General features: G+C 48.2%; 13 protein-coding genes. 4 read left to right on the top strand and 9 right to left on the bottom strand.

Annotation, left to right across the window (positions count from 1 at the left end):
- Positions 1–65: 65 nt before the first annotated feature.
- The 5 genes from SIB66_RS05315 to SIB66_RS05335 form a co-directional block, all read right to left on the bottom strand.
- Positions 66–284: a CP12 domain-containing protein gene (locus tag SIB66_RS05315; protein ID WP_011130909.1), complete on the bottom strand. Its 219-nt coding sequence runs from the start codon at positions 282–284 to the stop codon at positions 66–68.
- A gap of 33 nt (positions 285–317) precedes the next feature.
- Positions 318–596, bottom strand: a complete 279-nt coding sequence (locus SIB66_RS05320; RefSeq protein WP_063405861.1) for a hypothetical protein — start codon at positions 594–596, stop codon at positions 318–320.
- A 351-nt stretch (positions 597–947) separates the two neighbouring features.
- Complete coding sequence (locus SIB66_RS05325) at positions 948–2,906, bottom strand: ATP-binding cassette domain-containing protein (protein WP_063405859.1); 1,959 nt, start codon at positions 2,904–2,906, stop codon at positions 948–950.
- Positions 2,903–3,577 (bottom strand): DUF2301 domain-containing membrane protein, encoded by a 675-nt coding sequence (locus SIB66_RS05330; protein ID WP_063405858.1) that lies wholly within the window; start codon positions 3,575–3,577, stop codon positions 2,903–2,905. Before SIB66_RS05330 ends, SIB66_RS05325 begins: the two co-directional genes overlap by 4 nt.
- Positions 3,574–4,566 carry a glutathione S-transferase C-terminal domain-containing protein gene (locus tag SIB66_RS05335; RefSeq protein ID WP_063405857.1) on the bottom strand — a complete coding sequence of 331 codons (993 nt, stop codon included), beginning with the start codon at positions 4,564–4,566 and terminating at the stop codon, positions 3,574–3,576. Before SIB66_RS05335 ends, SIB66_RS05330 begins: the two co-directional genes overlap by 4 nt.
- Before the next feature lie 55 nt (positions 4,567–4,621).
- On the opposite strand from SIB66_RS05335, the gene SIB66_RS05340 reads away from it, so the two are divergent.
- Positions 4,622–5,536, top strand: a complete 915-nt coding sequence (locus SIB66_RS05340; RefSeq protein WP_063405940.1) for an aspartoacylase — start codon at positions 4,622–4,624, stop codon at positions 5,534–5,536.
- Here the strand turns inward: SIB66_RS05340 and SIB66_RS05345 are convergent.
- From SIB66_RS05345 to SIB66_RS05355, 3 genes are all read right to left on the bottom strand, one after another.
- Positions 5,533–5,907, bottom strand: a complete 375-nt coding sequence (locus SIB66_RS05345) for a hypothetical protein (RefSeq protein ID WP_063405856.1) — start codon at positions 5,905–5,907, stop codon at positions 5,533–5,535. The genes SIB66_RS05340 and SIB66_RS05345 overlap by 4 nt on opposite strands.
- 72 nt (positions 5,908–5,979) lie before the next feature.
- Positions 5,980–6,375 (bottom strand): hypothetical protein, encoded by a 396-nt coding sequence (locus tag SIB66_RS05350; protein WP_236070136.1) that lies wholly within the window; start codon positions 6,373–6,375, stop codon positions 5,980–5,982.
- 73 nt (positions 6,376–6,448) lie between these two features.
- Positions 6,449–6,790, bottom strand: coding sequence for a hypothetical protein (locus tag SIB66_RS05355; protein WP_063405855.1), 342 nt, complete (start codon positions 6,788–6,790; stop codon positions 6,449–6,451).
- Positions 6,791–7,155: 365 nt separating this feature from the next.
- Here SIB66_RS05355 and psbA point away from each other — a divergent pair, with 365 nt between their 5' ends.
- On the top strand, positions 7,156–8,232 hold the full coding sequence (gene psbA, locus SIB66_RS05360) for a photosystem II q(b) protein (protein ID WP_011129798.1): 1,077 nt from the start codon (positions 7,156–7,158) through the stop codon (positions 8,230–8,232).
- A gap of 175 nt (positions 8,233–8,407) precedes the next feature.
- Here the strand turns inward: psbA and SIB66_RS05365 are convergent, their stop codons facing one another.
- Positions 8,408–9,595, bottom strand: a complete 1,188-nt coding sequence (locus SIB66_RS05365; protein ID WP_063421630.1) for a DUF389 domain-containing protein — start codon at positions 9,593–9,595, stop codon at positions 8,408–8,410.
- 214 nt (positions 9,596–9,809) lie between these two features.
- Between SIB66_RS05365 and SIB66_RS05370 the strand changes: the two genes are divergently transcribed.
- Positions 9,810–11,342 carry a hypothetical protein gene (locus SIB66_RS05370; protein ID WP_063406368.1) on the top strand — a complete coding sequence of 511 codons (1,533 nt, stop codon included), beginning with the start codon at positions 9,810–9,812 and terminating at the stop codon, positions 11,340–11,342.
- Positions 11,343–11,432: 90 nt separating this feature from the next.
- Positions 11,433–12,428, top strand: coding sequence for a nucleotidyltransferase family protein (locus tag SIB66_RS05375; RefSeq protein ID WP_063406367.1), 996 nt, complete (start codon positions 11,433–11,435; stop codon positions 12,426–12,428).
- The last annotated feature ends 517 nt before the right edge of the window (positions 12,429–12,945 follow it).

The following is a 12,945-nucleotide window of genomic DNA, read 5'->3' on the forward strand; positions in this document are numbered from 1 at the left end:
GCAAAAAAAGCGGGCTTATGCCCGCTTGAGATCATTCTGAGTCAAGTTGTCTTTTGGGGATCAACTCAGTCGTCGTAGACGCGACACTCGGGCTCATCTGGATTGGCATCGCAGAACAATTCCAGGGCATTGGGGTCGTGTTTATCTTCTGGGTGGTGATCCTTGTATTCCTCAAGGGAATGGATTTCGTCGGTGAGATGGCGCACTTTGGCGTCGTTGCCTTGGGCTTTGGCGTCTTGGATCTCTGATTGATCCTTCTGAATGTGCTCGTCGATGGTTTTCATAGGGTCTTGGCCTGCGCCGGCCTCTGTGCACTATCACAACATAAGCACTTTGGTCGGTTGCGCCATGGGGGGAGGCCTGACTTGGTTTCCGTTACAACACCATTGCCAAGGTTTTTCATCATTGCCTTCCAGTTGATTAGGCAGATTGAGGTTGATGGCATGGTACGGATCAGAGACCGGCAGGATCGCCATTTCATCGATCAGCAGGAAAGGATGTTCTGGATGAACGGTCCAGAAACGTTTTGCGAGCTCTCTGCAAAGAGGCAATAGCGCAGTGGTCTCAGCTTCGCGGATGTTTTGGAGTGGAAGCAATGTGTTTCTTCTGGCTTTCTCAGTCAACGCTTTGGGTCCATTTTGAAGCTTGCGAGGCTTCCAATCACAACCGTGTGGATTGGTCGCAAGATCTATATCTGAGACGGATGGGGGACCAGATGGCCCAGCATTGTTCTGTAGATGATTGCCGCCCAACTGCCATGAATTTGGCTGAGGTTGAGGGATTACGGGTCAAACTTGTCTTCTGGATCAGTGCCTTAGAGATGACTCCCTCTCATCCATAGACGGCCACCAGTTGCCAGTGTTGTGATACTCCGACTAATTTAGTCTTATTCGCAAGGACATAAGATGATGCAGAAATGCTCTATAAATATCGATGTCGGCGCAGTCTTATATGGTCAGCTCGCTGAGCTCGAGCCAGCGCTCCTCTGCTCTGTGCAATGTTTCGATCAGCTCGGCTAATTGTTGACTAAGCAGAGTTAAGTCTTTGTCGCCACCGGACAAAGCAGCTTCAAGGTTAGACCGCTTGGCTTCAAGCAGTGGGATGTCAATGTTTAGAGCTTCTAGTTCACGTGATTCTTTGAAGCTTCGACGTCTTGGCTTGCTGTTTTCTGTGGCTTGGGATGAAGAGCTTTCTGCCTCTTGAGAGGATCTTGTGGATATTCTAGATGGGCCAGAATCCTTCAAAAGTCTGATCGATTTGGGCTCATTTGCTTCGTTGAGACCTCGCTCTTGTCTTCGTTGTTGTTCAAGAAAGGCGCTGTAATTGCCCTCAAAACGTTTTAATTGTCCATTCTCAAAGTTGAAAAGACGATCAACTGTGCGATCGAGGAAATAGCGGTCATGAGAGACCACGACAACGCAGCCGCGGAAATCCTCAAGGAAATCTTCCAGCACGCTTAGTGTCTGGACATCTAGGTCGTTGGTGGGTTCATCAAGCAGCAGCACATTCGGTGCTTGGATCAGCATCCGGCAGAGTGTGAGTCGGCGTCGTTCTCCCCCAGAGAGCTTCCCCAGGGGGCTGTGTTGCTGAGCCGGTGGAAATAGGAAGCGTTCCAGTAGTTGAGAGGCCGTAATTTGTTCTTCTCCCAGAATGATTTGAGAGGCAGCTTCTTCGACGAAATCGATCACTTTGCGCTCTAGGCCTTTGCCTTTGGTGATGTCCTCGGTGTGCTGGTCGAGATATCCCAGGTGCACTGTTTCACCTAATCGCAGTGTTCCACCGTTGGGTTGGCGTCTGCCGGCGATTAAATCAAGCAATGTGGATTTGCCACTGCCATTGGGGCCGATGATGCCAACGCGGTCTTCTGGACTAAAGCTGTAGGTGAAGTTGTCTAGAAGCAGAGGACTGTCGGGCTTGCCATTGGCCGTGACTTGCAGGGCTTCCGCCTCAATCACTAGCTTGCCGATGCGCCTGCTTACGTTTGCCATCTTCAAGGAACCCCGCAGTTGCGGCAATGGTTCTGCGCGCATCTCCTCAATTCGCTGCAGGCGTGCCTTCTGCTTGGTACTGCGTGCTTTGGGACCCTGTCGCAACCAGGCCAGCTCTCGTCTTAAAACCCCTTTGAATTTTTGAGCAGTGGAGGCTTCTGAAGCTTCAAGTTCGGCCTTTTGTTGTAGAAAAGTGCTGTAGTTGCCGGCATAGTTATGGGCTTTGCCTCGATCTACTTCCACCATGCGGCGTGTCACCCGATCGAGCACGTAACGATCGTGGGTGACAAGCACCAAAGCGCCTGGAAAGCGATCGAGCCAACTTTGTAGCCACTCCACTGCTGCCGCATCGAGATGGTTGGTGGGCTCATCGAGCAGCAAAACGTCAGGTCTGGCGACCAAGGCGGAGGCAAGGCCGACACGCTTGCGATACCCACCAGAGAGTTCTTCAACCGGCCGCTCTAGATCGGTTATACCAAGACGTTGAAGGACCTCTTGACATTGCTGTTCCAAGCTCCAGGCCTGGGCGTCATCCATCCGCTGGCTGACTTGTCCTAACTCAGCCAAAAGCGTTGCATCGTTGGGGTTGCGGGCCATCGAATTGCTGAGCTCGTTGAAACGCAGCAGCAGCTCTCTCTTTTCACCGCACCCGGCCAAGACTTCTTGCAGCACCGTATGGCCAGGGTTTACAGCGCTCTCCTGTCCCACGAGCTCTACCCGTAATCGCGCTGAGCACCTCCTTTCACCCTCTCCTAGGGGTTCCTCTCCGGCGAGCACCTTCAGTAGCGTCGATTTCCCGGCTCCATTCGGTCCGATCAGCCCTAGACGTTCTCTTTCGTTGATGTGCAGGGTGAGGTCGGCAAACAGGGTGTTGATGCCGAAGTCTTTCGAGGCCTCTATCAGGCTGATCAGGCTCACAGAGCTTCGTTAGCTTGCGGATTGCTCAGGTAAGCAAACACACTCTTGTCACCGACGTCAGCAGCGGCGTCCATGCCGAACTTTCGCAGGGCTAACACCAGCAGCAGTAGAGCGGCAGAGCCCAGTAATCCCATCACGATTGAGCCACTCATTAACCCGCTGAGATGACCCAATAGGGCTATTGGGATGAGCAGGGTGAGACCAATTGCCTCTGGTCGGCCGAAGCAGAAGAATTCTTTGAATCCAACCCCAGTGAGTGCTGCAAACAAAGGGCCGATCGCCCAGATCCAAGCAGGCTCTGCGGTCACCGTTGAGAGCATCGTGTCAGTACCGACACTCCATGCCATAACGACGGCACCTAGGCAGCCCAAAGCCCATAACAACTTCAGTGCCTGGTGTAGCGGGCGGAGGTAGATGTGAATCCAATTAAGAGCTAAGCCCAGACCGATTGACATCGGTAGTAGCCATAGCCATGCCCATGTTGGCCCAATCATCAGCCACTGGCCCAGCCCTGTTGTGAAGGCCACACCGCAGAGCAGTAAAGCAAGGCGGTAGCGCTGCACTTCCAATTCGTCAGTGCTGGTGATTCTGTAGCGGCCATAAACACCCTCAAACTCCTTCTCTGCCATAGCGGCGATGTCTGAATTCAAGGATTGTGTGTTGTTGGTCATCGCTGATCAGGGGCTGATGCATTTACCAGTTTGGCCAGATCAGGACCGGCCGGAACAATATTGCTCGGATGTAGGGGAAAGAGTGCGCCGAAATAGTCCTGACGCCAGGCCTGCGAATCACAGGTTTTGGCTACACCTGGGAGGGCCAGAAGCCTTTGGCGCCAATGCCAGAGATGAGGGAAGGCCCAAAGGGGCTGTTGACTGCAGCCAAACAGTGGTGCATAGACCATCTCCCAGCGGATCAAGGTCGGGAACAGCCTCACGTCAGCCAGGGTGAGTTGCTCTCCACAAAGCCATGGACCCTTATTGGAGAGGCTGCGGTCCACTTGCGCAAGGGTGTCGAATAGCTCGTTACAGGCCTTGTCGTAAGCCGCTTGGTTGCGTGCAAAACCACATCGATAGACACCATCGTTGACAGCGGGCTGAAGAAGCTTTTGCCAGCCATTGATCTCACCTTGAAGATGGGAGGGGGCTAGGTCGGGAGCATCTTTAGCCGCCGGCCAAAGGTTCAAAACTTCCACGAGTTGGGCACTTTCGTTACCGAGTAGCTGCGGTGATTGGGATGTCATGGTGCCTGGATCGACCAGGGCTGGAACAGTGGCGCGATGGCTGGGTGGGGAGCCACAGCGTTGGTAAAGGGCAAGTAGAGAATTGCAGCCCAGCCAGGCTGGATCTAATTGCCAACGGCCGGCCTTGTGGTCGGCGCGTGCCAGGTGCAGGGTGAGGCTGCTCTGAAGGTTGCGCAGTTGAAGCACCAGCCAGGTGCGATGTGCCCAAGGACAGCTGCGCCCAATGATCAGGCGTGGGTATTGGTCTGCTGATCTGTTGCTCAGCTCTTGCTCTGCGGGCAATCTTGCTTGCTGATGCTGGCTGGGGGGGCGCCGATAGTTCCCCTTGGCATCTGCTGGAGCAAGACCGTTCATTAATTGAATCCATTGCCAGTGCCAGCCCATGCGGGCTGCGGCAACGATTGCGGGGGGGATCGACATGGTTGTTCCCTTTGCAGCCATTTTCGGTCAGGCTGAGGATTGCGATCGAATCTTGATGTCTGGCCTTCAGGTGCTTCTGGTGGCGGGTACTCATGGCAATGAAATCAACGGTCCCTGGCTTCTCGATCAATGGTCTAAGACCCCTGAGCTGATCAACACCCATGGTGTTGGTGTGGTGCCGGTGATCGGTAATCCAGAGGCTCTTGCGTTGGGCCGTCGTTATTTGGATTGCGATCTCAACCGCAGCTTTCGGCTCGACTTGCTCAGATCTCCCAGCATCTTGGATCGAGAGGTTGTTCGTGCCAAGCAGCTGCTTAGTTTTTTTGGTCCAGAGGGATCAACTCCTTGCCAGATCGTTATTGATTTGCACAGCACCACTTCAGCAATGGGAAGCACTCTTGTGGTTTATGGCCGACGGCCGGTTGACCTGGCTTTAGCAGCATTGATTCAGGCTCGCTTGGGTTTGCCTATCTATCTGCATGATGGGGATGATGACCAGCAGGGGTTTTTGGTGGAGCGCTGGCCCTGTGGCTTAGTGATTGAAATCGGTCCTGTTCCCCAGGGCCTGTTGCAGGCCCGCATTATTGAACAGACACGACTTGCTGTTCAGGCCTGTCTCGAGGCTCTGAGCAGCGTTGCATCTGGATCGCCGACCTACCCAGATCAGTTTGTGGTGCACTCTCATCTGGGGAGTCTGGACCTGCCCCGTGATGCCTTGGGCCAGCCTGCTGCATGTGTGCATCCATATCTTCAGGGCCGTGATTGGCAGCCTCTGCAGATGGGCACCCCCTTGTTTCTCTGGCCAGATGGAGAGGTGTTCAGATTTGAAGGTCGAGATTCTCCTATCCCCGTTTTTATCAACGAGGCGGCCTACGTTGAAAAGCACATCGCCATGAGCCTGACCTGTCGAGAGGTCTGCCCCCTGCCTGAGCAATGGCAAGGGGCCCTGCAGCAGTTAGTCGACTGTTAACGAGGGGGACCGTTGTAGATGATCTGATTGACAGACCTTCCGTCGGGGGCAATTTGAATGACGGTTTCTTTGGTCGGTGGATTGCCATATTCCGACCAGCCTGGGTCCCCACCTAAGAAGCTATAGGTGTAGCCATTGATGGTGTTTCTGATCAGGCAATCGTTACCACCATTGCTGGTGTCAAACATGCAAGGCGCCGGTTGGTAAACCGAAAGACCGCCGTTTTCTTTGACCGCGGTGCCACGGGCCAGGTTGAGGGCGCGGATCTGGGAGGAAGGAAGCTGGTCTTGGGCGTGGGTCGGTGTCGCTAGATCGGCCAAACAGGCAGTTCCACTAAGGGCTATGAGGAGTGAGATTGTGCGAAGAGACATCGCTTTGCTCGAAGGCTCAACCCATCTAATAGCAAGAACGCGTCGCTTGGTCTGCGCAAAAACCGAAGGTTTCTATGGTTGGCGAGGTTGACGCAATGGGCCGTTGTAGGGCACGGAGAGGATGCGATCACCATCACGAGAGATGATCACCTCGGTTTCAAGGGTTGGCTCTGCTGGGCTGAGCTGTTGCCAGCCTGGAGCCCCCCCTCGGAATTGAAATCGGAACCCTTCATTGGTTGTTGAGACAAGACATTCTTCGGCTCCGGTGACATACATGCACTGATCGGCTCGATAGGCACCCAGGCCGCCATTGAGCAATTCGGCGCGCATTCGCGCCAGGTTTGCTGCTCTTGGTTGGGCTAGCGGCAGGCTGTTCTGTGCATGGGATAGGCCAGATGCTCCGACGACTATCACGACAGCTGCAAGAGGGGCAGCAGCCCTGTAAGCGGGAGGAAAACATCTCATCATCTGCATGTTGTTTCCTAAACCCATCAAAGGTTTGTCAGTGTTGGTTTAGAGGTGTGATCGGTTGTGCCTGAAATCAGCCACATGCCCATTGAATCCGCGTCGATTGTTCTTTCGTGCAAAGGAGGTCGCTGTCACTGCCGTCGGCCCAGTAAACCCTTAGGCGGCCATCAGTTGATTCCATGCGAAAGGTGAGTGACTTGACCGGCCCGGCGGGGGTCTTGCTGTTGGTGTCGGTAGCGGAGGGGGTCGTTTGCCCTAGTCGATGCTCGAGCTGATCGAGCCTGAGTTCAAGACGATTGATCGCTTCAGCTTGGCTTGTCGTCCATGAGGGCTGATTTTTTCGACATCCTGTGATGGCCATTAGTCCAGCCACCATCATGAGGGTCGAACAAAGAGCAGGCGCAATTCTCTGCATGCAATTAGGAGTTGTAAACCACTACTAGTGGGTTCAGCTTGCCTGCGCCAGGCTTTGGCTCCAGTTGTTGAGCTCAGCTTGAGCCTCAAGCCTGTTGCGTCGAGGATGCATCATGGAGAGTTGGTGCAATCCCTTTAAGGCGACGCCTTGCATGTTTGCCAGCGGATCAGAGCCAAGAGCTGCTGCAGGGATCCATGGCCAAAAAACTTAAGTTTTCCTGGGGTTCCCTTGTGGATGCCAAGGACTACATCTTTTCCAGCGCAATCCATTTACAGATTGCGCAATGTTCCTTTACAATTGGATCTAGCAGGTTTGCCTGCGTTTTTTAGCTGTCCCTTCGGGGGCTCTTTTTCTTACTTAACTCAATGACCACCACCATTCGCAGTGGTCGCCTCAGTGGCTGGGAATCCTTCTGCAATTGGGTCACCTCCACCAATAACCGCATTTATGTGGGTTGGTTCGGTGTCCTGATGGTTCCCACGCTGTTGGCAGCTGCCATCTGCTTCACCATTGCCTTTATTGCGGCACCGCCGGTTGATATCGACGGTATCCGTGAGCCTGTTGCTGGCTCTTTCCTCTACGGCAATAACATCATTTCTGGTGCTGTTGTTCCTTCCAGCAACGCCATCGGCCTGCACTTTTATCCCATTTGGGAAGCTGCTTCTGTTGATGAGTGGCTTTACAACGGCGGTCCTTACCAGCTTGTTGTGTTCCACTTCCTGATCGGCATTTGTTGCTGGTTGGGTCGCCAATGGGAACTCTCCTACCGCTTGGGCATGCGCCCTTGGATCTGTGTGGCCTACAGCGCACCGCTGTCGGCAGCCTTTGCTGTTTTCCTGATCTATCCCGTTGGTCAGGGTTCCTTCTCGGATGGCATGCCTTTAGGCATCTCTGGAACCTTCAACTTCATGTTGGTGTTCCAGGCAGAGCACAACATCCTCATGCATCCCTTCCACATGATTGGTGTGGCGGGCATGTTTGGCGGCAGTTTGTTCTCCGCCATGCACGGTTCACTGGTGACCTCATCGTTGATTCGTGAAACCACCGAAACCGAGTCTCAGAACTACGGCTATAAGTTCGGCCAAGAGGAAGAGACCTACAACATCGTGGCTGCCCACGGTTATTTCGGTCGTCTGATCTTCCAGTATGCCAGCTTCAATAACAGCCGCAGTCTGCACTTCTTCCTGGCTGCCTGGCCGGTGATCTGCATCTGGATCACCTCACTGGGTATTAGCACCATGGCCTTCAACTTGAACGGCTTTAACTTCAACCAGTCGGTTCTCGATGCCCAAGGCAGAGTTGTACCAACCTGGGCTGATGTGCTCAACCGCAGCAACCTCGGTATGGAAGTGATGCACGAGCGCAATGCTCATAACTTCCCTCTCGACCTGGCAGCTGCTGAGTCCACACCTGTGGCTCTGATTGCTCCTGCGATTGGCTGATCTGATCATCCTCAATACAAGGTTTGGCAGCAGCTGAACCTCACAACCCCCTCTCAAGAGGGGGTTTTTTTTTGCTTGTTCTGCTGCGTTAGTTCAGATCAGTTAACTCAGGGTGTTTTTGAAATAATCAAAACAAGAATTTTAGAATCAGGTTCAAAGTCAAAGTCTTAGGTCTTCAGGGAGTCTTGGCCTCAGCTGGTTGAGTTGTCGCTTCATGAGTTCTTTGTTGCATATTTTTTTGCTCCTGATCTATGCGTAGTTGTTGTATTTGAAACTGTTCTTCTGTGTCTTTAATGGTATCTGTGGCGAGTTCTGGAGTGGGATCTTTGATCAGTTTCCCTTCTTTCCCTGTGATTAGATTGGGTTCCTCTGGAGGACCTTCTACAACAACAACGCGTTGAACAATGAGTTGGTAATCCAGCTCTTGGCGTTTGTTGATTTCTTTCTGTACAGCTGAGACCTGCTTGAGGCTGGGCTGTGCAGGGTTGGTCACTAATACCACAAGAAGAATCTCTGGTGGGTTCTTTTCCCATGTGATCTCAAGGCTTGCCACTTTTGCCTTCGCCTCCTTGCCACCGAAGGTCAGGGTCTCTCGCTTCAGAAAGGTCTCAATCGTGCGTTGAATTTGGTCACGCGTCTGCTCCCTATCCTTTTCGCCAACAAGGCTCACAAACTGTTTGGTTAGGGGGATCAGCAGTAGTGCTGTTAAGCCAAACGTCACTAAAAATTTGGCGGCGCTGAGGTTGCTTTCTCTTAGTCGCTGAAGAAAGGAGGGTTCTTTCCAGGCCATCATCACAAGCCCCCCGCTAAGAATGCCGAGCAGGTTGGTAGCGAATAGCAATCCGGCCCCAAAGGCATCGGCCCAGTTTTGATAAGAAATTAATAGACCCATCACACAGACCGGTGGAACGAGAGCCACGGCAATGGCTGTGCCTGCGAGGGAACTCACGGCGTCTCGGCGCAATTTTGCGTATATGGCCATTGCACCTGCGACTAAGGCGATGCCTAGATCGAGCAGATTTGGACTTGTGCGGTCCCAGACTTCCGAACCCAATTTGGGGAGGTTCGCGACTTCTCCCAGCAAGGCGGAGAGCAAGATAGTAATGAACACTCCTACGAAGAGGCTTAGGAGGGCATTCATCAACAGTCTTATGTCGCCAATTAACACGGCGAAGGCACTTGCTCGTAGGGGCTCGATCCATGGGGCGACAACCATCGCTCCAATCACCACCGCAGCACTGTTTGCTTGAAGCCCCAGTGTGGCAATCATGCTGGCGCCGATAGTCAAGACGACAAACACCTCATCAACTCGCGCATCTTTTTTGTAACTATCGTGCATTCGCCTCAGGCGATTTGAATCCATAATTGAAATGATGTTGTATAGGTGATATTATTACTTAGTAGGATTAATAGCAGGTAGCACTACTGCAGTCATTCATAAGATGCCTTCAGTTGACATCCCATAATAAAGGTTATGGGTAAACTTCATGCGCCTTAACTTAACAGATTAAGATATCAGGATTACACATGCAAGGCATAGGCTAAACTGTTTGCAAGAAGCATCTAGAACATTCACAATGCTTGCAATTGAAACCACTGGCGGGTTATTTTACGAAGAATGTGTGCGCTACTTATTAGAAGAAATAAAGAGTAGTGGAGATTTACAATTAATCTATATGGATTTTCTTGGTGGTAATAATAATGCATCATTTTATACAAATGAAATGAAAACGAGACACAAAACAATTAATGCTTCAGAAATACTGAAAGGTGTTGACTGGGAAATGTATGGGCAGACTATGGGGAGAGAACTTCTAAATCTAGATATATCCGCGCTCTTGAATGGTGAATATTCGCTAAAGACACATTCAGACCGAGCATTGGTCGCGAAATTAACCTTCAATGGACTAAGGCTTGGAAACTATTTAATTGCATTTCTGTATAGGCAAGATCGTATGAATATTAATTCTTCGAAAGAGTTATGTAATACAATTGCGGATCTATTAAGGATATATTTGTATTGTGATTATTTGCATAGAGTTAAGAAAGTAAAATACGCTATATTCACTCATGATGTCTATGAAAAAGGATGGACGTCTGAATGCATGGGTTTTTTAGGGGTCAAGGTATTGCATCCACATAAATTCACATATTCATATTCAAAGAATATAAATTATAAGGTAAAAGAATCTGGTAATAATTGCTCAGAATACACAAATCACTTTAGATGGGAAGCGTCAATGAGAGGTATAAGGCATTATTCAAAAGATGAAATCTGTTATACACTGAAAAACCTCATTAAAACGCCTACTGTGGATTCTGGCGATAGTAGTAACACAGGAATAGGTATAGAGGATATAAAAATAAACTCTCTAACAAAATCTCAGATTGTAAGCGGACCGGAGGAAATTCAAAATTTACTTACACATTCAAATAGAGAGCCATCCAGGATTGTATTTCTATACATGAACTCATTCGCAGATGGGTTACACCAAAATGGATATTCAGGTTTTCCAACACTAGATGATTATTATTCAATAGCGGCTAATTTAGTCTTAAGTTTTGACAAAAAAAGTTACTTAGCTATTAAGCCGCATCCACATGTATTTGATTCTAGGCATAAGGAAAGAAGAGCTGATCTTTATCAACTGGAAGTTGATGGAATAGGTAAATTGATAGATGGAATAGTAAAGGAGCATCAGTCTCGCCTTATGATTATAACTCCTCATGCAAGTAACTACTCAATTCTGAACAATAACTATGGATGTAAAAAGCTATTAATTACGCACCACGGAAGTATTGGGATAGAGGCTCAGTATATAGGCATAGATGTGATTTGTTCGAGCATTGCTCCGTATGCAGAACTAGGGCTAAATGAAAAAACGTTCAAAGATAAATATGAATTAATGAATTTAATTAATGACGTGATGACAGGAACTTACGATAACTCTCAAAACTCAGTAGGTGAAGAAGTAAGAAACAGAATAGAAACGATTTATAGGGTGGGGTTACCAATTGGATTATTTAATCTTATAGAATCAAAAGTTGAACCTAAAATAATAAAGAATGAAGCAAGGAGGTTAATGGCAGCACTTATGGGAACGGAATGAATAGCCATAACTATGTGTATGATATAGTTGTTATAATAGAAATTTAAATTATTGGATCTTTCAAACTGTGTGATCTATAAAGATTCTACCATGCAGACCACTCTAGAAGTAATTGAAAAAAATGGCTTAGGGGTAGCTTTTGTTATTGATGACTATGAAAAACTACTGGGGGTCATTACAGATGGCGATATTCGAAGATCGATACTTAGTGGTAAGTCAGTTAGATCTTCAGTTTCGACATTCATGAATAAAAATTTTAAAGCATTATTAGATACAGCAACAAATGAAGAGACTCTGAAATATATGGATTGTTATGATCTTGAGCACTTACCTTTAATAGATGAGAAGGGGAGGCTAGTAGATTTAAAAATCAGGGAAAATAAAAAGCCAATATATGAGTTGGATAATAGAGTAATTATCATGGCTGGGGGTAAGGGAACGAGATTAAGACCATATACAGAAAGATGTCCTAAACCAATGGTATGCATCGGCGATAAGCCAATACTTGAACTAATTATTTATACATGTAGGAATCAAGGACTACGAAAAATCACGATATCTGTAAATTATATGAAGGAGAAAATAATAGATTACTTTAGAGATGGTAGTGATTGGGGTGTAGAGATAGAATATATCGAAGAAGGGAAGGAATTGGGAACAGCTGGCTCACTATCCTTATTAAAAGAACGAGATAACCTACCTATTGTAGTAATAAATGGGGATGTCCTCTGCAACCTTAATCTAAGACAACTTCTAAAATCTCATGTTGAGAGCGGATCTGGAGCAACAATGTGCGTGAAAACTTATGAAGTACAGATACCATATGGTGTTGTTGATGTAAAGGATGGCAAGTTAATTAGCATAACCGAAAAGCCAAGATACTTACATTTTGTAAATGCAGGAATATATGTACTGAATTCAGATATAATAATGAAAAGAACTAAAGTCGAGAGGATAGATATGCCAACAATCCTAGAAAGTATTATGGATAAAGTCCCGGTTTCGGTTTATCCATTCTCTGATTATTGGATTGATGTTGGTGATCCGGATGCACTGGCACAGGCAAGACAAGAATATAGCTATTAAAAGAATGTATCTAATACGAGATGAGATTGTTATGCAAAGCTAGATTTAAGAAGGAAATAGCCCCTTAGAATACAGGTATTAAGTAAAAGCTTAGTCAACATGTCATGGCAAACAGCTATATGAAAAATAAGCTAGGTTGAAGCACTGAAATTATGGCAAAGCATAACTTATATACTTGCATTAAAGACTAACTTAAATAAAGCCATGTTTAACAAGAAAAGATCTAAGCCAATATAAAATATAGAGAAGAGAGTGGTGACCTTGTAAAGGCTATATACAAAATGATATCAAGCATGGGAATTAAAGATATTCAAAAAGCATACATTAGATGGTAATGATCTATAGATTTGCCCCAGAAACGAGTAAAGCTAGTATAGGAACTTGGAAGCTCATACTTTTAACCATGAAGATGTTTGGAACTCTAACTTTAAAAGAAAGTTGAATTGTAAGAATGAAAAAGATTAAACGCAAATTATCGCAATACATTGATCATCGCCAATAAGTTCTTAGCTTCTAA

It is taken from the genome of Prochlorococcus sp. MIT 1318 (genome assembly GCF_047304505.1).
Taxonomy (GTDB): domain Bacteria; phylum Cyanobacteriota; class Cyanobacteriia; order PCC-6307; family Cyanobiaceae; genus Prochlorococcus; species Prochlorococcus marinus_D.